Source organism: Vibrio sp. 1874, assembly GCF_033344395.1.
GTDB classification, from domain to species: domain Bacteria; phylum Pseudomonadota; class Gammaproteobacteria; order Enterobacterales; family Vibrionaceae; genus Vibrio; species Vibrio alginolyticus.
Genome location: NZ_JAWPOR010000006.1, coordinates 36,146 through 56,761 on the forward strand (window position 1 = coordinate 36,146; position 20,616 = coordinate 56,761).

The following is a 20,616-nucleotide window of genomic DNA, read 5'->3' on the forward strand; positions in this document are numbered from 1 at the left end:
CTTACTTCGTCTTTTGTGGTAATTCGTCTTTGTAATGACCACGTTTGTATGCCCAAACCATCATGAGGACACCGATAACCACCATTGGCAGGGATAAAATCTGTCCCATGGAAATAAAGCCACCGAATAAACCCAAATGAGCGTCTGGTTCGCGCACGTATTCTACTAGGAAACGGAAGGTTCCGTAACCCGCAAGAAAGAGTCCTGAAACAGAACCTAGAGGACGAGGTTTCTTGATGAACCAATTCAAAATGAAGAAAAGGACGATACCTTCAAGCGCCATTTCATAAAGTTGCGATGGATGACGTGGCAGTGGACCGCCATTTGGGAAAACGATCGCCCAAGGCACATCCGTTACTCGGCCCCACAACTCGCTGTTCATGAAGTTACCTAAACGCCCCATACCCAAACCAAATGGCACAAGCGGCGCGATAAAGTCAGCAACACCGAAGAAAGTTCGCCCGTTTTTGTGTGCATACCAGAACATCGCGGTAATCACACCCAGTAAGCCCCCGTGGAAAGACATACCACCGGTCCACACTTTAAATAGATACAAAGGGTCAGCCAGGAAGAGCTCAAAATTGTAGAAAAGCACGTAGCCTACACGGCCACCAATCACCACGCCAAGGAAGCCTGCGAACAACAAATCAGAAACCTGCTCTCGTGTCCAACCACTTCCAGGCTTATCCGCACGTCGGTTCGCTAACCATAGAGCAAACATAAAGCCCACAAGGTACATCAAACCGTACCAACGAACCGAAACAGGACCAATAGAGATTAAAACCGGATCAATATTGGGAAATTCAATATATCCCTGAGACATAAATCATTCTCTTCTTATCACAACAAAATAAATATACCCAAGTAACCTCTAGATGCTTGGTTCAGCGAGAATGACTTGGGTACAAACTTAGAGCAGCATGGTCGCTGCAACAAACATTAAGAACACCGCGAATATCTTTTTTAATACCGCAGTTGGAAGGTTAGTTGCCAGCTTCGCACCCACTTTTGTTGTGAGCATCGAGGCCATAGCAATCGCTAATAAAGCGGGAAGATAAACATAGCCAATACTGTATGAAGGTAAGCCTTCCACTTTATAGCCATGTAAGATGAAGCCGATCATACCAGAAATGGCAATCACGCAACCACAAACGGAGGATGAGCCCACCGCTTTACGCATCTCTATCCCATGTTTATTTAAAAATGGTACCGACAGTGAGCCACCACCAATACCAGCAAGGCTTGATACGACACCAATTCCCGTGCCGTAAACTACAGTCACAGGGCTGCTCGGCATAGGTTTACTGCTCGTAACTTTAATGGAACGAAACATTTGTACTGACAGGCAAAGAACAATGACACCAAACACTTTCGGCAAATAGTGTGTAGGGATCCACTCAGCAATATTGGCACCAACAAAGCCACCAATGACCACACCAGGCATCAACCATTTTACGACAAACATATCGACATTGCCGAGCTTAAGGTGATTCATCGCCGATGAGCCAGACGTGACAATAATACTCGCTAACGAAGTGGCTAAGGCCATGTGCATACTCATTTCTGGAGAGATCCCAGCAAGAGGAAGCAAATACAACAAGGCAGGAACAACAATCAAACCACCACCGATACCGAGTAACCCCGCCATCACACCCACAAAAGCGCCTAGCGCCAACAATAACAAAAATAAAGAGACGGTCACGATTTCCTACTTTTTACCTGCACGGATAAAGCCCGCAAAGCCCTGTTGAATGAAGAAGTCATGCATCATTTGATGAATGTCCTCCCCATAGGACTTTGTCATTGCTTGCTCCGCTAATTTTTCTAATTCTTCTTGTTGACTATGACGAATCAAATATTTCACCTTAGCCACGTTGGAGGTGTTCATACTCAAACTGGTATACCCTAACCCAAGTAAGAGAAGAGCGCCAAATGGATCACCCGCTAGCTCACCACAAATACACACGGGCACCTGATATTTATCACACACCTCATGGATTTGCTTAAGCGCTAACAGTACCGCAGGATGCATAGATTCATAGACATCCGCTACGCGCGAATTGTTCCTATCTACCGCTAATAAATACTGAGTTAAATCGTTTGTCCCGACAGAAACAAAATCAACACGGTGAGCAATCGTTGGCAACAGATACACCATCGATGGTACTTCAATCATGACCCCAATTTGTGGGAATTGAATTCTATCATCAAGCAAAACGGCTTCGCTGTGAGCTTGATTAATCAAGCTAATGGCATCGTCTAGCTCTTTTACCCCTGACACCATTGGCAATAAGATACTTAAGTTTCCGCTTTCTGCACTCGCTCTTAACATTGCACGCAGCTGGATCAAGAAAATGTCTGGATGATCCAATGTAAAACGAATGCCACGCCAGCCTAGAAACGGATTATCTTCTTCGATGGGCAAATACGGCAAAGGTTTGTCACCACCAATATCCAAAGTACGCATCACTACTCGTTGATTCGGATAGCTGTTAAGTATTGCTTGGTATTGATGATACTGCTCATCTTCCGAAGGAAAGTGATGCTGAAGTAAAAATGCAATCTCAGTTCGGTACAACCCAACACCATCAACACCTGTGTTGATGGCAATATTACTGTCTGCACTGAGTCCCGCATTCAGCATAATTTCGATATGGTGATTATCTTGCGTAACCGCAGGGAGTGCGAGGTCCTTGTTTACCATGGCAAACAGTTCAGACTCTTCGCTTACTAAGCTGCGATACTCTCGCAACAACTGGCGGTTTGGCTCTAAGAAGATCTCACCCGTATAGCCGTCGACTATCCCGAGTTTGCCATTCACCACATCCGGATTAATGTTGGCGCCCATGACTGCAGGGACCCCAAGAGCTCGAGATAAAATGGCAGCGTGAGAGTTTGCGCCTCCCTCTAATGATACGACGGCTAACAAAAACTCTTTAGGTACAGAAGCGAGCAAGGTGGCAGTGAGTTCGTTCGCCACCAAAATAATGGGACGATCAATTGCAGAATTTTCTTGCTCACTGTTGTGCAGAAAATAGAGCAGCCTTTGCCCTAACTCTCGGATATCTTGCGCTCTTTCACGCATGTATACATCCGACATTCTTGCAAATCGATTCGAGTATGACTCTACAACTTGGCGTAACGCCCAGTCTGCCCTATCTCCTTTTTCAATCTGCTTCTTCAAATCACCGCGAAGCATCGGATCATTCAGTAAGTGAGTAAACAGATCGAAGATCGCCAGCGCATCTTTGTTGATTTCACTGTCCAGCTTTTTCCGCATACGGCGAAAGTCATTTAACGCTCGCTCTATGGCCACCAGTAATGTCTCGTGCTCGCGTTCCTTATCTAACGTGGACGAAGGGAAAACATCCGATAAACTCGGCTGGGTATTGTCGAACCAAAACTCTCCAATCGCGACACCAGTAGACGCAGGCAAACCTTTTAATACCGTGGGTTTAGATGCTAACTGCCAATGCCCAAGATTCTGCGCATGTGCAATGAGCACCGCTAACTGAGCGGATAAGGTAACAAGAAACGATTCTTCCATTTCACTAAACAAGCGCGGCGTTTTTTGTTGGATCACCAACACACCTAAAACTTGTTTACGATGAATGATTGGAGTAGCTAAAAAAGAGTGGTAAATCTGTTCGCCGAGTTGAGGAAAGAATTTGAACTCGGGGTGTTTTGAGGCTTCGGCAAGGTTAAGGGGTTCAGCGCTTCGTTTTACCAACCCAACCAAGCCTTCATTGAAGTTGATATGAATACTATCACCTTCAAAAATAAGGCCTTGAGTTGCCATTAACTCAAGGCGCTGCATTTCTTCATTAGCAAGATAGATAGTACAGCACTCAGTACTAAGGGCAGCACAAGTCTCTTTCACCAATATATCGAGTGCCAGATGCACATCATCGACCCTGGAGACTTTCTCAACTATTTCCCTTAGCTGACTGAGCATGATTATCCTCTACGTTGCTTTTTTCTTTTCCCTTTCGCTTTTCTCTCTCGAAAAGGCATGGCTAAGGATGCAAATTCTTTCATCGCTCGTCGATAAACATCTCGCTTGAAAGAAACAACTTGCCTAACTGGATACCAGTAACTTACCCAGCGCCAACCATCAAATTCAGGGGATTTTCCGCGTTGCATATTAATGCGAGACTCATCGCATTCTAATCTCAGCAGAAACCATTTCTGTTTTTGGCCGATACAAACAGGCTTGGAGTCCCAACGCACCAATCGCTTTGGTAGCTTATATCTTAACCAATGACGACTTGTTGCAATGATCTTAACGTCTTTTTTCGTTAAACCGACTTCTTCGTATAACTCCCTGAACATGGCTTGTTCAGGGGTTTCACCTTCGTCAATCCCACCTTGTGGAAATTGCCATGAGTGTTGCCCGTATCGTTTAGCCCAGAAGACCTGACCATGGTTATTACATATCACAATACCAACATTAAGTCGGTAACCATCGCCATCTATCACTGGCTAACCTCTATGAATAAATTTTTTATTACCGTGATTTTTCCACATATCCCCATTACTAGCAAACTTACTGATGTGATATGAGCAAGATTTATTACCTTTTCACCATTTTTGGATATCTTTTAATCAAACCATACCTTATCAACACAAGAGTGAGACATTGCCCACATTTATTCACCTTTTCTGTGAATAACTTTGTGAAGAATTCAATTCAAATGAGTAATTCAGTTCAATCCCATCAAAAGCAAAACAGATGAAGAAACAAAAAAACAAACATAAAACATTGATAAAAAAGTATTTATTTTTAAAAACAACGATAATTCGATCTTCAGTTTCTTGATGATCTTTTCACCAAACTCAGATCGGTCAAAGATCCACCAACAGGCTATTTATCCACACTCACCTGCTATTCGTTTAGATGATTACAACAAAATCAACCCCAAAAATGCATTTTAACCCCTGTTTATTCATACAGACCCCGCCAGGATCTTATCAATACCTCCTCCACCTGTGGATAAGTTATGAATTGATCGTTCTTACACCGCCTCGGTGAAATCTTAAACAGTAGATTTGGTCGGAGTTTGATAAACTATATTTTTTGTAATACCACCTTGTAACTATGAAACCAGAACCACAAACAGAAGCAGAGCTATTGGAACGAGCGCATGATATGGCAGGACTCTGTTTTGCTGAGTTGGCCGCCGAGGCGAATATGATTGTTCCTGAAAACTTAAAACGTGATAAAGGTTGGGTGGGTCAATTACTCGAATGGCACTTGGGCGCTCCAGCTGGCAGTAAACCTCAACAAGATTTCGCAAAACTAGGGATCGAGTTGAAAAGTATTCCGATCAGTTACTCTGGCAAACCTTTAGAAACAACCTTTGTTTCTGTGGCGCCCCTCACTGGTGTTCATGGTCTTACATGGGAAACAAGTCATGTTCGAAACAAGCTATCTCGTGTCCTTTGGGTACCCGTAGAAGGAGAACGAGAAATCCCACTCCCTGAAAGACGTGTGGGCAGTCCACTCATTTGGTCACCAGATGAAGAAGAAGAACGGATTTTGCGAAATGACTGGGAAGAGTTAATGGAGATGATCGTCTTGGGAAGATTTGATCAAATTTCCGCCAGACACGGAGAAGCGCTGCATCTTCGCCCTAAAGCCGCAAATGCAAAAGCGCTCACCGAAGCATATAACTCAAATGGTAAGCCGATGAAAACTCTGCCCCGAGGCTTTTACCTTAGAACACAGTTTACTGAACAGATCTTACTCAAGCACTACATTAACACTCAACCAGAATAAAACTATATCAGCTATTTAGTGCGTCACGAGCGATAACTCAATATCGCAGTATGAGGCTGCCTCTTCAGTGCCACATTCGTCATACGCATTGCGCAGCCTTAAATACGCTTTATCGACCCCTAGCCTCAATAGTTCTTCTTTTACTAAGTCTAGAGAGCCAAAATGTATCGGGTCTTCACCGTCTTTAATCGGCTCAAGTTGATGCTTGTACTCCACAGCTAAAAGATAGTCAGAGACATCAGAACACCCAATCACAAATACTTTGGGAGTTTTATAAGTATCTTTATGTGGACCATGTAGCCACATGTCCAATTGATGCTTCTGCATAACATACCTCCTTCACACGATCATTTAAGTGTAGTTAGGCTAACTGTAGCTTTCGAGTTTGCTCTTCCTTTATACGTAAATCATTTGCGATTGCGGCTACAAATCCCCTATATTGGAGTCACTTATTTAGTCGGTAACTCTTCAAGGACGTGATATGCAATACACAAAACTACCGCACTCATCACTTGAGATCAGTAAAATCTGCCTCGGCACTATGACGTTTGGCGAGCAAAACACAGAAAAGGACGCCTTTGAACAGCTCGACTTTGCCCTCGATCATGGGGTGAACTTCATCGATACCGCAGAGATGTACCCTGTACCGCCAAACTCGGAAACACAAGGGCTCACCGAGCAATACATCGGTAATTGGTTAGCAAAAAGCGGCAAAAGAGAGAAAGTAGTACTGGCAACAAAAGTGGCAGGCCCTCGCAATGTTCCTCACATCAGAGACAACATGAGCCTTAATCGTCGCCACATCCATACAGCAATTGATGACAGCCTTAATCGTCTACAAACCGATTATGTCGATTTGTACCAACTACATTGGCCGCAGCGTCAAACCAACTGCTTTGGTCAACTCAACTACCCATACCCTGACAAACAAGAAGAAGTCACGTTAATTGAAACGTTGGAAGCGCTTACTGAATTAGTGAATGCAGGTAAAGTGCGCTATATCGGCGTATCCAACGAGACGCCGTGGGGTGTGATGTCGCTATTGCGTTTGGCAGAAAAACACGATTTGCCAAGAATTGTCTCCATTCAAAACCCATATAACTTATTGAACCGCAGCTTCGAAGTTGGCTTGTCTGAAATCAGCCATTACGAAGGCGTTCAGTTACTTGCCTACTCTCCTTTGGCATTTGGCTGCCTGAGTGGTAAATACCTAAACGGGGCAAAACCTGAAGGCGCTCGATGCACTAAGTGGGAGCGTTTTGCGCGCTACTTCACTCCGCAAGGTGTTAAAGCGACCGAAGCTTACGTCAATTTAGCTCAAGAGCATGGTCTAACCCCTGCACAAATGGCGCTCGCGTTTGTCAATCAGCGTCCATTTGTTGCTTCTAACATTATCGGAGCAACAAACCTAGACCAATTAAAAGCCAATATCGACAGTATTGATTTGCAACTTAGCGACGAACTACTTACTGAAATTCAAGCAATAGGTACAACTTACTCGAATCCTTGCCCTTAACAGTACCACCTTCAAACGAAAACAGCTGATCTTCAAGATCAGCTGTTTATCCAATGAAGTCATACTTCATATAAAAAGTTAAGCGTGTTGAATGACTCGTTAGCAACTCAGTCAGCCCAACACGCTAACGATTACGTCATTATTCGCGACGTTAAGACTCGACGAAGGTGACGAACTCGACGTTCAACTTTTACTGCATCCGGAACATTGGCACGTGTAGAACGACCATCGCGATCTAAACCAATATCCCTCAATAGATGAACATTCGTCCATGGAATATCATGAGCAGTTCGGCGTATGGTACGCTGCCATTGCTTTTCTTCGCGTTTAAGGTCTGCTTTCAATAGCAAAGTGGCCAATTGTAAGTAAATAGAGTGACGCATAATATTTTCTCCGATTATCGATGTATTCGACTGGGAAAAATAGTGCGTAAAATGAACAGAAATATTCTGTTGATACTAAGCCGCTACTTTCCCGCAGCCTAGTAATAAATATGATAGGTTACGGATTAATTTTTATCTTGTGAGCCAGTGGTATTGGTATCATCCGATTTAAGGGTTATCGGAGCGATAGGCATACGATCAGCGCAAGCAGTGGTGTTAACAACGTAATGTTTCATCTTGCGCCTCCTAGCTAAAAATTAATCCGTTTATGAAAGGTATAACTCATTGAGTTACGGTTAAATTGTAAGCTTTGATGAATATATATCAAACATTTTTTGCCTTTTTGATTAAAAACAAATCAATACACCGCAATTTAGTTTCATATACTTTTATGTATAACATATTCACCTGAGGAATATATAAATTTGCGGATTTTATAAATCAAACCAAACAAAAATAAAAAGAGCGGCTCTGTGGCCACTCTCTTTTATTGTATTTATTCGCCTATTTAACACAGGGAAAGGCCAACTACATGGCTTGTTCGGAAATCAAGTTATGTTTATTAAGTAGTCGATACATGGTTGCACGCGAAACTCCGAGCTCTTTCGCCGCATTTGAAACTTGACCAGAATGAGATTCCAAAACAACCAGCAACGCATCACGTTCACTCTTCTCTCGGATTGATTTCAAGCTGCGCTTTGAGTCATTACGTTGAGGTAAATCTAAGTGATGCTCTTCAATCATTACGCTGTCGGACATTAATACCGCTCGCTTCACTTGGTTCATCAGCTCACGCACATTTCCAGGCCAGAAATAACGTGTCAGTGCCTTGAATGCATCCTCAGAAAAGCTTTTTGCTTGCGAGTTGTACTCTTTTGAGAACTCTTGTAAGTAGAAACGAGCCAGCAATGCGATGTCACTCGCACGTTCTTTCAAGCTAGGGACATTGATGCGCAGAACGTTGATGTAATGGTAAAGCTCTTCATTGAAGTCACCGTCAATCAAAGCTTTTTCAACATCCGACGAGTTAGCAGCAAGAATACGCACGTTAACCGCTTTTACGCCATCTTTGGTATCAATGGTGCCTTCTTGCAAGAATCTCAGCAGATTCATTTGCTGCTCTTTTGAAATGGTAAGAATGTCATTAAACAACACGGTGCCACCATCTGCTTGTTCAAGCAGGCATGCTTCCATATCTTCATCGGCGTTAATACCAAATACTTCAGCTTGGAAACGTTGTTCATTGAGTGCGCGACAGTTAATTGCCATAAACGGTTTATGAGAGCGTGAAGAGACTTTATGGATGGCCCTAGCAACCGCCTCTTTACCAGTCCCACTTTCCCCAGAAATCAGAATGCTGACGTCCGTTGGACCAATGCGCTTCACTTGATCGCGTAAACGTTTCATCGGGATAGATTCACCGATCAAACCCATATCTAAACTGCTACCAAAACTAGGCCAAACTTTTTTCTCCAATTTAAGCATGCCAAGCTGGTGACCTATTGTGCTTAATAACTGTGCATCTGGGATCGGCGCTGTGAAAAAATCGATACAAAAGTTAACAATGAACTGGCATATGGTGTCAGTGCCAAGCTGAGATTCACGAATAAACGCTAACCAACGTACGTGTTTGTGAGAGCTGACTAAGTTCGCCAAACCATTCAAGCTGAACTCGTCATGGCTGAGATCAACAATACCGATACATGGACCAATATCTTCTAACAGCGTATTAGCTTTGCGTAAGTCACCTACTTGATGACACTTCCAGCCCACTTGCTCCAGTACCGATAACCAAGGCTCATAAGTACCGCCAACTACCACAAGCGATCCCGGGATGGAATCCATCTTAAACTGCCCAGCCATTCTCTAACCCTTTTTCATTGTTAATAGAAATTTTGTGCCACAAACTTATCTTTGCGAGCGGGTAACATTATCGAGACTCCGCCCCCTCACGTCTGTCTCAGTATTAAGACTATGCAATAGATTGAGATTTGGCGAATGTTTATTTGCATATCCCATTAAAAGGCAAGTGCAACAACTTGAATTACCTTAACTAAAAGGCAAAAAAAAACCACCCGAAGGTGGTTTTTTTACTCATCCTATCGAATTACGCTTGCGGGCGCATTGCAGGGAATAAGATCACGTCACGGATAGTGTGCGTGTTAGTCAGTAGCATAACCAAACGGTCGATACCGATACCTTGGCCTGCTGTTGGCGGTAGGCCGTGCTCTAGAGCAGTGATGTAGTCTGCATCGTAGAACATTGCTTCGTCGTCACCAGACTCTTTCGCTTCAACCTGTGCTTTAAAGCGTGCATCTTGGTCTTCAGCATCGTTAAGCTCTGAGAAACCGTTCGCTACTTCACGGCCACCGATAAAGAACTCAAAGCGGTCTGTAAAGAACGGGTTATCGTCGCTACGACGAGCTAGTGGAGAAATATCTGCTGGGTAACCAGTGATGAACGTAGGCTGCATTAGCTTAGGTTCTGCTGTTTCACCAAAGATCTCTTCAAGAAGCTGACCACATGTCCAGAAAGGTTCTACTTCAACGTGAACAGATTTCGCGATAGAAACCATTAGATCACGGTTTTGTAGGTCTTCTTCTGTTAGCGCTTGGATTTGCGCGTGGTCTGGGTTGTAGTGCTTGATTGCTTCGAACATGCTCATACGAGTGTAAGTACCACCAAACTCAACCGTTTCATCACCGTAAGGCATTGACGTTGAACCTAGAACTTCTTGCGCCACTGAGCTTAGTAGTTCTTCAGTTAGGTCCATCAGATCTTTGTAGTCTGCGTACGCCATGTAGAATTCCATCATTGTGAATTCTGGGTTGTGGCGTGGAGAAAGGCCTTCGTTACGGAAGTTACGGTTGATTTCGAATACGCGATCAAAACCACCAACAACTAGACGCTTCAGGTATAGCTCTGGCGCGATACGTAGGTACATTGGCATGTCTAGTGCGTTGTGGTGCGTGATAAATGGACGCGCACTCGCACCGCCAGGGATAACGTGCATCATTGGCGTTTCAACTTCCATGAACTGCTTAGAGATCATGAAGTTGCGGATTGCAGACATTACTTTAGAACGTACTACAAACGCTTGACGAGAGTCTTCGTTAACGATCAGGTCAACGTAACGTTGGCGATAACGCATCTCTTGGTCAGTTAGACCGTGGAACTTCTCTGGAAGTGGACGTAGTGCTTTGGTTAGCAACTCGTACTCTTCCATGTTCACGTATAGGTCACCTTTACCAGACTTATGAAGTGCACCTTTAACACCGATGATGTCACCGATATCTAGACCTTGGTATTTTTCTTTAAGTACTTTTTGAACCGCTTTGTCAGCATAAGCTTGGATACGGCCAGAAGTTTCTTGAATTACCAAGAATGGACCACGTTTAGCCATGATACGGCCTGCGATTGCTACTACGTGGTTAAGCTCTTCTAGCTCTTCCTTCGTCTTTTCACCGAACTCTTTCTGAAGGTCGCCCGCTAGTGCGTCACGACGGAAGTCGTTTGGATGGCCGTTCGCTTTGCAGCTCTTTCGGATTGCATCCAGTTTAGCGCGGCGTTCAGCAATCAGCTTATTTTCTTCTAGTACAGTTTCGTTTTGAACAGCATCAGTCATTTTCGATGTATCCTGTTTTTGTCGGTGAAAAGCTTTATAGACCTGATTTCAGGCTAGCTTCAATAAATTTGTCCAGATCGCCATCAAGAACCGCTTGAGTATTACGGTTTTCAATGCCCGTACGGAGGTCCTTAATACGTGAGTCATCCAATACGTAAGAACGGATCTGGCTACCCCAGCCAATGTCAGACTTAGCGTCTTCATTAGCTTGTTTTTCCGCATTTTGCTTTTGCAATTCAAGCTCAAATAGCTTCGCTCGAAGCTGTTTCATTGCCTGATCTTTGTTCTTATGTTGAGAACGGTCATTCTGACACTGAACCACTGTGTTCGTAGGTACGTGCGTAATACGTACCGCAGATTCTGTGGTGTTTACGTGCTGACCACCTGCGCCTGACGCACGGTAAACGTCAATGCGTAGGTCGGAAGGATTAATGTCGATGTCGATGTTTTCATCAATCTCTGGATAGATGAACGCAGAAGCAAATGACGTATGGCGACGACCGCCTGAATCGAACGGAGATTTACGAACAAGACGATGAACGCCCGTTTCAGTGCGTAACCAACCGTACGCATACTCACCAGAGATGCGAACTGTTGCCGACTTAAGACCCGCGACTTCACCTTCAGAGACTTCAATCACTTCAGCTTTGAAGCCCTTCGCTTCTGCCCAACGTAGGTACATACGCAGCAGCATGTTAGTCCAGTCTTGTGCTTCTGTACCACCAGAGCCAGCTTGCAAATCGATGTAACAATCAGAGCTATCGTGGTCGCCAGAGAACATACGACGGAATTCAAGCTTTTCTAGCTTCTCTTCCAACTCAGCAAGTTCTGGTTCAATTTCGTCAAATGTTTCTTGATCTTCTTCTTCTACAGCCAGCTCAAGAAGACCTTCTACATCTTCCACACCTTGCTCTAGTTGATCAATGGTTTCAACAACCGCTTCTAGTGATGCACGCTCTTTACCCAGTGCTTGCGCACGCTCAGGTTCGTTCCATACATCTGGTTGTTCAAGTTCTGCGTTGACTTCTTCTAGACGCTCTTTCTTCGCGTCATAGTCAAAGATACCCCCTCAGGACATTTGTGCGCTGAGACACGTCCTGCAGACGGTTTTTAATTGGATTGATTTCAAACATGTTTACTCAACATTTTAGAATAGAATTTAACCGAGAAATTCTACTGAAAAATGTGACCGAGATACAGGAAAATTTCGGATGAGAAATCAGATTGCGGTGAGAGAGAGCACGGTCATAAAATTTTACACCCACTTCGGGGCAACCGTACTCTATAAGAAAGGTTAATCTAGGTATTACTTAGCTTCGATATGATCGATCATCAATTGCAATGATTGATTACCACGAAATTCATTCACATCCAGCTTATACGCGAGACGTACTGTTTTAACCGATGCATCTGGCCATCGGCGTAGATCAACATTGAATGCAATGCCGTCGATCATCACATTGGTAGGGTGACCTTTATAAAGCGGCTCTAACATCAATTTAAGATGCTTCTCACCCACCAGCTTTTGATGCAGTACTTTAAACTCACCATCAAAGATTGGCTCTGGGAAAGCTTGTCCAAAAGGGCCACCCGATCGCAGCTGTTCAGCAACATGCATAGAGAACTCTTCCGGCTTAAGTTCACCATCTGACATGATCACGCCTTTTAGCGCCGCTTCATCGAGTTCCTTTTTTACCACTTCATCAAACAAACGACTGAAACGCTCAAAATCCTGCTCTTTAATCGTTAAGCCTGCTGCCATGGCGTGTCCACCAAACTTGATGATCAAACCCGGGTTTTGCGTGTCGATGAAATCCAACGCATCGCGCATGTGTAGCCCCGGAATAGAACGACACGAGCCTTTAATCGTCCCTTCTCCGCCATCAGCAAATGCAATGACTGGACGGTGAAACTTCTCTTTAATACGCGAAGCCAAAATACCAATCACACCTTGATGCCAATCACGTTGGAACAAGGCTAGGCCATAAGGAAGCTCATTGCCTTCACCAAACTGAAGGCGCTCACAGAAAGCCATCGCTTCTTGCTTCATGCCTTCTTCAATCTCTTTACGTGTTTGGTTCAAGCCATCCAATTCACTTGCCATGCGACGAGCAGCGTGGATGTTGTTACACATCAGCAGTTCAACACCGAAAGACATGTCATCAAGACGACCTGCAGCATTAATACGTGGACCTAAAGCAAAGCCAAAATCGGACGCAACTAAACGACGCGCATCGCGCTTCGCGACCTCAATTAACGCTTGGATGCCGGGACGCGCTTTGCCCGCACGAATACGTTGCAAACCTTGGTGTACAAGAATGCGGTTGTTTTCATCCAATGGAACGACGTCGGCGACGGTACCCAGTGCAACAAGGTCAATCAGTTCCATCAACTTGGGCTCTTGCATCCCCTGTTCTGCAAACCAATTGTGTTTTCGCATATGAACGCATAGTGCCATCATGAGATAAAACGCGACCCCCACACCCGCAAGCGCTTTAGATGGAAAGCTACAGCTCTCAAGGTTTGGGTTCACCATTGCATCCACATCAGGCAACACTTGTCCTGGCAAGTGGTGATCGGTAACAAGCACAGTAATGCCATTTTCTTTTGCGTAACGCACGCCTTCGATTGATGAGACGCCGTTATCCACCGTCATGATCATCTCAGCGCCAAGCTCTAAGGCTTGGTCAACGACTTCTGGACTTAACCCATAACCGTCTTCAAAACGATTTGGCACTAGGTAATCCACATTGTGACTACCAAGCATACGCAGCGCGAGTACTGATAATGCTGAGCTTGTCGCACCATCAGCGTCAAAATCACCGACAACGATGATGCGTTTTTGTTCTTTTATCCCCTGAAACAAAAGATCGACAGCTTGCTCAATCCCCCCGAGTTTTTGATATGAATGCAACCCACGGGCCGACGTTTCTAATTGTGAAAGATCCGTTATCCCACGGTTGATGTAGATACGTTTAAGAATCGGAGGAATGGAATCAGGAAGAAGGGAAAGATCAGGTTCAGGACGTCGTTGAATTTCTATCATGCTTAAAAGAGCCGACAACTTTGCCGACTCTGCTCCTAATGGATTATAGTTGCTTTAAACGTTTCAATAGCTCTGCAGGTGGTAGGTAGCCACCAACCATTTCGCCATTCGGTAAGAAGATTGCTGGCGTACCAGAAATACCCAATTGGCGACCTAGATTGTAATGCGCCTGGATGGTTTCTTTACACTGTTTCAGGTCTTTCGCAGGGTTATCAAATGTACGATTCACTTTCGCGTTGTGCATTGCCGACGCCGGATCTTCAGCACACCAAATCGTTGCCATTTGTTCTGCCACAGGGCCAGTTGCACCTTGGCGAGGGTAAGCCATGTAACGCACTGTAATACCTAGATCATTATAGCCTTGCATTTGGCTATGCAGACGCACACAGTAACCACATGTGATATCGGTGAATACGGTCACAACGTACTTTTCATCGTCGGCTTTGTATTCGATCATGCTATCGGAGAACTGCGCAATTTTCTCGGCGTTAAGCGGCGCTTGACGCTCTGCTATGACATCTTTGTAACTGCCATCATCATTAATGGCATAAAGCGTACCGGCGATAAAATGGCTACCATCATTTGAAGCAAACAGGATCCCGCCATTGGTTTGAATTTCCAATAAGCCAGCGACGTCTGATGGTTGAATATCAACGATAGATAAACCAAGCTTTGAGAACTTAGTTTTTAATGCTGCTTCATCAAAGCCGCTTTGTGCAGCTGGCGCCACTTGTTGCGCAGGAGTCTCCGTTTGAGCCTGACTTTCTTCTGCACCACAAGCGGTAACAAAAAATGGTAAAGTCAGCAGAGTTAGTCGGCGTAATACGCTCATGAAATTCACCTTAATGTAAAATCGTTTTTCCAAGAGGACATGGATGAATCTAACCATTGTTATGCTCTTGGGTGGTGTTGACTGTGGATCTGCTTCAATCGTTCAGTCGCCACGTGAGTATAAATTTGCGTGGTCGATAAGTCACTATGTCCTAAAAGCATCTGTACGACCCTGAGATCTGCGCCATAGTTCAATAAATGCGTGGCAAAGGCATGACGCAGTACGTGCGGCGACAGCTGATCAGTATCAATCCCTGCTATCAAAGCATAGTATTTAATACGGTGCCAAAACGTCTGACGAGTCATCTGTCTTGCGCGTTTACTAGGAAAAACAATATCAGATGATGTATCACCAAGTAACGCAGGGCGCCCTTGTTGAATGAACGTCTCGATCCAATCGACCGCGTTTTCCCCCATAGGAACCAGGCGTTCTTTACCACCTTTACCAGTCACGCGCACCACCCCTTGGCGCAAGCTAACATTTTCCATGGTCAAACTGACGAGCTCTGTCACACGCAACCCTGTCGCGTAGAGTAGCTCTAGCATCGCTTTATCGCGCAATTCTATAGGGTCATTCGGGTCTGGCGCTTCGAGCAACGCGTCCACTTGCTCTTCACTAATATCTTTGGGTAAACGTTGTGGCAGTTTAGGGCTAACCAAGAGCGCACTCGGGTCATCAGCGCGCACCTTCTCACGATGCAGGTATTGAAATAAACGACGAATAGCCGACAACATACGCGCACGGGACGTCTGTTTGTAATCTAAGTCTACAAGGTGGCTTTGATATTCTTGCAAGCCAGACAAACTGATAAAATCAAGACGGTATCGATGTTTTTCCATCCACACGAGCAGCTTCATTAAATCGTTTCGGTAGGAAGCCAACGTGTTCTCTGATAGACCACGCTCCATCCACATCGCATCTAAGAATTGCTCAACAAGCGAAAAATCTTGTTGATTGACAGGCTGTTGTGCCGTCATGAATGCTTCCTTATCTGTTTATATTTACAGTATTTAGATTAAAGCACCTGCCAATCCAATACCATAAAAAATCATCCCACATAGGATATTCGCTGCAATCTTCCTCAATTTATGGTTAGAATCTTCCACAACAGCAACACAAATAACGACGAATATAATGAAAATCGGACTCTTTTACGGCTCAACGACCTGCTACACCGAAATGGCAGCAGAGAAAATTCGTACCCTTATTGGTGAAGACCTTGTCGACATTCACAATGTGAAAGAGACACCGTTATCACTAATGGCGGACTACGACTTATTACTCCTTGGCATCTCAACTTGGGATTTTGGTGAAATTCAAGAAGATTGGAACGCGATTTGGCAAGACATCGCGACCACGCCACTGAAAGGCAAAGTTGTAGCGCTGTTTGGCCTGGGTGACCAAGAAGGTTACGGAGAGTGGTATTTAGATGCGATGGGCTTACTTCACGATGAATTACAAGCCACAGGCGCAACCTTTATCGGTTACTGGCCAAATGAAGGCTACGAATTTGAAGCATCGAAAGCACTGATCGAAGATGGCAGCAAGTTTGTTGGACTTGCGTTAGATGAAGACTCACAGTACGAACTGAGTGATGAACGCATCGAAAAATGGTGTGAACAAGTTCTTGTGGAATTCCACGACACGCTTTAATAGCGCAAACACGTAATCATTAAAAAGTAAAAAGCCCGATGAAGTAATTCATCGGGCTTTTTATTATCTTGATAACGCGAAGTGATTACGCGGTTTCTTGTGCTAATTCTGGGCGAGGTTTCGCGATGAAGAACATGCACACGATAGCCGCAAATGTTGGAAGCACCCAACCCATGCCGACTTCGAATAGTGGCAACATGTTAAACGCAGAAACATCAATACCCGATACTTTTGCCGCATCAACCAACGCAAACAACAGAGATACAAGCAGTACCGCGCGGTAAGCAAAGCGTGGATTCGGCAGTTTGCTGCGCACAAATGTTAGTGCAACCAACGCAATCGCCACAGGGTACAGCGCAAACAATACTGGCACTGACAGAGAAATCAGCTGCGCAAGACCAACGTTTGCAACCAATGCACAAACAGAACCATTAATCAGTACCCATTGCTTGTATGACAGTGGTGTTTTCGAGCTGAAGAAATCTGAACACGCAGAAATCAAGCCAATCGCGGTTGTCAGACACGCTAGCAATACGATGACAGACAGAACGATTTGACCGTATGGACCAAACAACGCTTGAACGTATTGGCTAAGCACTAGGCCACCATTATCAGCACCAGCAGCAACAGTTGCACTCGTCGCACCTAAGTAAAATAGTGAGATGTAAACAAACGCAAGACCAGCAGCAGCAATACAACCTGCATAGATCAGATATTTAGTAGTTGCAGAGCGCTCAGTAATGCCTTTGCCGCGCAGTGCATCAACCATCAGCATACCAAACATCAATGACGCGAACGTATCCATTGTGTTGTAGCCTTCTAAGAAGCCTTTGGTCAGAGGCTGCGTTAGGTATTCACCGTGCGCGCCAATCATATCGCCCTGAGGATCAAGGAAGACAGCGACAGCAAGAATGATCAAACCAACAAACAATGCTGGTGTCAGTACTTTACCGATAAGATCGATCAAACGGCCTTGGAACCATGAGAACATCATCGCTGCGATAAAGAAGATCACTGAGAACGCTGTCAGATGCGTTTGTGACGCCTCAAGGAAGAAAGGTTTCACCGCCATCTCGTAAGCCACTAGGCCAGTACGAGGCGCTGCAAACGCTGGACCAATGATGATGAAAATCAGTGCAGCCATAAGAACTGCCGCTTTTTTCGGAAGATCTTGCGTCAAGTGATCCCAAGAACCACCAGCAACAGCAATAGCAACGATAGTAATAAGAGGTAGACCTACCGCTGTTAGCAAGAAACCAAACATAGCTGGCATTAAGTTTTCACCCGCTAACTGACCCGCTAGAGGTGGAAAGATAATATTGCCCGCACCTAAAAAGAACGCAAATAGCATAAAGCCTACTGCGATAATATCTGTTAGTTTTAACGTCTGCTTCACAGATAACCCTTGTCTTTTAATTAATGAATGTTGTGTATGCTTAGACCACTTTTTGTATACCTAAAGTCAATAAGTACACGTGGTTCAATCTATAAAATTTTCGCCGCATAATGACGAAAGACTCATCATTTGGCAACCTTTAAGAAAAAAACACCATATTAATTTAGTTTTCAAACTTAAAAGCAGTGGATATAACCAGATCCAAATAACAGACCAGTTCTTTATCTCGATCAATTAACAATACAATTTAATAACCAACAAAACAACAATCTATACAATTAATAAACAATAGAGCAATCCACTTAATTATTGAGCAAATATAAAACAATCATGAAGAACAAAAAACTGAAAACTAAAGGCTTCAATTTTAAGCAATTTTGTATTGAGGGCGGCGAGAGTGGTATGCCAGTCAGCACAGACGGGGTAATGCTTGGTGCTTGGATTCAAAGCCCTAACGACGCTAAAATTCTCGATATTGGCACTGGCACTGGCCTGCTTGCCCTGATGTGTGCTCAACGCTTTACGGAAGCTCAAATAACTGCGGTCGATATCGAATTAACAGCCGTTGCTGCCGCGCAAAAAAATATGGCCCAGTCTCCTTGGTCAGATCGTGTAAGTGTGCATCACACCGACATACTGCACTTTACGCCGACACATTCATTCCAACGCATCATTTGTAACCCGCCCTACTTCAACAGCGGCGAGCAATCGAAACACAGTCAACGTGCAACCGCGAGGCACACTGATACGCTAGGCCATAACGCATTGCTACAGCGTTGCTATCATTTGCTTGATGACGAAGGGAGAGCTAGTTTTGTGTTGCCAATCACCGAAGGCGAGCAGTTCATTGAGCTAGCATTAAACCAAGGTTGGTATCTATCGAGGATCTGTCGTGTGCAACCATCAGAAAAGAAACCAGTACACCGATTGTTATTTGAACTGTCAAAACGACCTTGCGATTTGCAGACGTCACATTTAATTATCCGTTCAAATGACGGCTATAGTGATGATTTCATCCAGTTAACCCGCGAGTTTTATCTTAAGATGTGAAATAACATGTGATCCTTATCACCAATCACTTTATAATGTGCGACCTTTTTGTATTCTATGCTGTTGTGGCGAACCATTAACCAAGCTTTGCTTGTGGAGAACTCATTGTGATCAGAACCTTTGCTGAACTTGATCTAGACCAAAACCTACTTGAAGCCATTGAAGAGATGGGTTACGAACGCCCAACAAAAATTCAGGCAGAAGCGATTCCACAAGCGTTGGACGGTCGTGACATTCTAGCGTCAGCGCCAACAGGAACTGGTAAAACGGCCGCCTTCGTCCTGCCAGCATTGCAATACTTGCAAGACTTCCCTCGTCGTAAGCCTGGGCCTGCGCGTATTTTGATCCTAACGCCTACTCGCGAACTGGCGATGCAAATTGCCGATCAAGCACGTGCTTTGGCAAAAAATACCAAACTCAACATTTTCACCATCACTGGTGGTGTTCAGTACCAAGAGCACGCCGACATCCTTGCAACAACACAAGACATTGTGGTTGCGACACCTGGCCGTTTAAAAGAATACATTGATGCAGAACGTTTTGATTGTCGTGCAATCGAATGGTTAATCCTTGATGAAGCAGACCGTATGCTAGATATGGGTTTTGCTCCTACTGTCGATCGCCTATCTAACGAATGTCGCTGGCGTAAGCAAACCCTTCTGTTCTCAGCAACGTTAGAAGGGAAAGGCGTAGAAGGCTTTACCGCTAATCTGTTGAATGACCCAGCAGAAATTGATGCAAAATCACCGCTGCGTGAGCGTAAGAAAATTGCTCAGTGGTATCACCGAGCTGATGATGCTGAACACAAACTAGAATTACTAAAACACATTATTACTCAGCAAGCTGAGCGCACTATCGTCTTTTTAAAGACTCGTGAGCGTTTGGCTGAGCTACGAGCGCAGCTTGAAAGTGCACAGATTCCATGTTCTTGGATTCAAGGTGAAATGCCGCAAGATCGTCGTAACAATGCAATTTCTCGCTTCCGCGATGGAACTGTGAACGTTCTGCTCGCGACGGACGTTGCTGCGCGTGGTATCGATCTTCCGGATGTATCACACGTTATCAACTACGACATGCCGCGCACGGCTGATGTTTACCTTCACCGTATCGGCCGTACGGCTCGCGCGGGTAAAAAAGGTAACGCTATCTCAATCGTAGAAGCACACGACCAACCAATGATGGATCGCGTTGCGCGCTACGTGAAGGAAGACATCAAAGAGCGTTTCGTGAAAGAGATGCGTCCTAAACACAAAAAGCCTGTGTTTAAGAAGAAAAAGAAAAAAGACGACAAGAAAAAAGTAGCGAAAAAGAAAACCGCTAAGAAGAAGTAACCTTG

At 44.6% G+C, this 20,616-nt stretch carries 18 protein-coding genes; 5 read left to right on the plus strand and 13 right to left on the minus strand.

The window, feature by feature from the left end; genetic code table 11:
- Window position 1 precedes the first annotated feature (1 nt).
- The 4 genes from lgt to rppH form a co-directional block, all read right to left on the minus strand.
- Complete coding sequence (lgt, locus tag R8N46_RS13310) at window positions 2-823, minus strand: prolipoprotein diacylglyceryl transferase (protein ID WP_005381948.1); 822 nt, start codon at window positions 821-823, stop codon at window positions 2-4.
- Window positions 824-910: 87 nt separating this feature from the next.
- Window positions 911-1,702 carry a sulfite exporter TauE/SafE family protein gene (locus R8N46_RS13315; RefSeq protein WP_005385965.1) on the minus strand — a complete coding sequence of 264 codons (792 nt, stop codon included), beginning with the start codon at window positions 1,700-1,702 and terminating at the stop codon, window positions 911-913.
- Window positions 1,703-1,708: 6 nt separating this feature from the next.
- The gene (ptsP, locus tag R8N46_RS13320) at window positions 1,709-3,955 is read right to left on the minus strand and encodes a phosphoenolpyruvate--protein phosphotransferase (RefSeq protein WP_005385966.1); all 2,247 of its coding nucleotides are present in this window, start codon (window positions 3,953-3,955) and stop codon (window positions 1,709-1,711) included.
- A 2-nt stretch (window positions 3,956-3,957) separates the two neighbouring features.
- On the minus strand, window positions 3,958-4,479 hold the full coding sequence (gene rppH, locus R8N46_RS13325; protein WP_005381953.1) for an RNA pyrophosphohydrolase: 522 nt from the start codon (window positions 4,477-4,479) through the stop codon (window positions 3,958-3,960).
- A gap of 619 nt (window positions 4,480-5,098) precedes the next feature.
- On the opposite strand from rppH, the gene mutH reads away from it, so the two are divergent.
- A complete protein-coding gene (gene mutH / locus R8N46_RS13330) occupies window positions 5,099-5,779 on the plus strand; it encodes a DNA mismatch repair endonuclease MutH (RefSeq protein WP_005385968.1) in 681 nt (226 codons plus the stop codon).
- A gap of 15 nt (window positions 5,780-5,794) precedes the next feature.
- On the opposite strand, the gene R8N46_RS13335 is transcribed toward mutH, so the two are convergent.
- Window positions 5,795-6,106, minus strand: a complete 312-nt coding sequence (locus R8N46_RS13335) for a DUF6482 family protein (protein WP_005381772.1) — start codon at window positions 6,104-6,106, stop codon at window positions 5,795-5,797.
- A 154-nt stretch (window positions 6,107-6,260) separates the two neighbouring features.
- Between R8N46_RS13335 and R8N46_RS13340 the strand changes: the two genes are divergently transcribed.
- A complete protein-coding gene (locus R8N46_RS13340) occupies window positions 6,261-7,295 on the plus strand; it encodes an NADP(H)-dependent aldo-keto reductase (protein ID WP_213904805.1) in 1,035 nt (344 codons plus the stop codon).
- A gap of 131 nt (window positions 7,296-7,426) precedes the next feature.
- Here the strand turns inward: R8N46_RS13340 and R8N46_RS13345 are convergent, their stop codons facing one another.
- From R8N46_RS13345 to xerD, 7 genes are all read right to left on the minus strand, one after another.
- Window positions 7,427-7,678 (minus strand): hypothetical protein, encoded by a 252-nt coding sequence (locus tag R8N46_RS13345; RefSeq protein WP_005381776.1) that lies wholly within the window; start codon window positions 7,676-7,678, stop codon window positions 7,427-7,429.
- Window positions 7,679-8,206: 528 nt separating this feature from the next.
- Complete coding sequence (gene vpsR, locus R8N46_RS13350) at window positions 8,207-9,541, minus strand: cyclic-di-GMP-binding transcriptional regulator VpsR (protein WP_017635067.1); 1,335 nt, start codon at window positions 9,539-9,541, stop codon at window positions 8,207-8,209.
- A 244-nt stretch (window positions 9,542-9,785) separates the two neighbouring features.
- The gene (gene lysS, locus R8N46_RS13355; protein ID WP_005382861.1) at window positions 9,786-11,303 is read right to left on the minus strand and encodes a lysine--tRNA ligase; all 1,518 of its coding nucleotides are present in this window, start codon (window positions 11,301-11,303) and stop codon (window positions 9,786-9,788) included.
- A gap of 34 nt (window positions 11,304-11,337) precedes the next feature.
- Window positions 11,338-12,436, minus strand: a protein-coding gene (gene prfB / locus R8N46_RS13360) for a peptide chain release factor 2 (protein ID WP_100068604.1) whose coding sequence is annotated in 2 segments (ribosomal slippage) — window positions 11,338-12,360 and window positions 12,362-12,436 — 1,098 coding nt in all. Because the reading frame shifts where the segments join, the coding sequence is not laid out codon by codon here.
- Window positions 12,437-12,609: 173 nt separating this feature from the next.
- Complete coding sequence (gene recJ / locus R8N46_RS13365) at window positions 12,610-14,349, minus strand: single-stranded-DNA-specific exonuclease RecJ (protein WP_017635068.1); 1,740 nt, start codon at window positions 14,347-14,349, stop codon at window positions 12,610-12,612.
- 43 nt (window positions 14,350-14,392) lie between these two features.
- Window positions 14,393-15,181, minus strand: a complete 789-nt coding sequence (dsbC, locus tag R8N46_RS13370) for a bifunctional protein-disulfide isomerase/oxidoreductase DsbC (RefSeq protein WP_005381786.1) — start codon at window positions 15,179-15,181, stop codon at window positions 14,393-14,395.
- A 59-nt stretch (window positions 15,182-15,240) separates the two neighbouring features.
- Window positions 15,241-16,158 (minus strand): site-specific tyrosine recombinase XerD, encoded by a 918-nt coding sequence (xerD, locus tag R8N46_RS13375; RefSeq protein WP_005381788.1) that lies wholly within the window; start codon window positions 16,156-16,158, stop codon window positions 15,241-15,243.
- Between the two features lie 157 nt (window positions 16,159-16,315).
- Between xerD and fldB the strand changes: the two genes are divergently transcribed.
- Entirely contained in the window at window positions 16,316-16,834 is a 519-nt protein-coding gene (gene fldB / locus R8N46_RS13380) for a flavodoxin FldB (protein WP_005381790.1), read from the plus strand.
- An 85-nt stretch (window positions 16,835-16,919) separates the two neighbouring features.
- Here the strand turns inward: fldB and brnQ are convergent, their stop codons facing one another.
- Entirely contained in the window at window positions 16,920-18,230 is a 1,311-nt protein-coding gene (gene brnQ / locus R8N46_RS13385) for a branched-chain amino acid transport system II carrier protein (protein WP_005381792.1), read from the minus strand.
- Between the two features lie 330 nt (window positions 18,231-18,560).
- Between brnQ and R8N46_RS13390 the strand changes: the two genes are divergently transcribed.
- Window positions 18,561-19,280, plus strand: coding sequence for a tRNA1(Val) (adenine(37)-N6)-methyltransferase (locus R8N46_RS13390; protein ID WP_104978805.1), 720 nt, complete (start codon window positions 18,561-18,563; stop codon window positions 19,278-19,280).
- Window positions 19,281-19,387: 107 nt separating this feature from the next.
- A complete protein-coding gene (gene srmB, locus R8N46_RS13395; protein WP_213972408.1) occupies window positions 19,388-20,611 on the plus strand; it encodes an ATP-dependent RNA helicase SrmB in 1,224 nt (407 codons plus the stop codon).
- Window positions 20,612-20,616 lie beyond the last annotated feature (5 nt).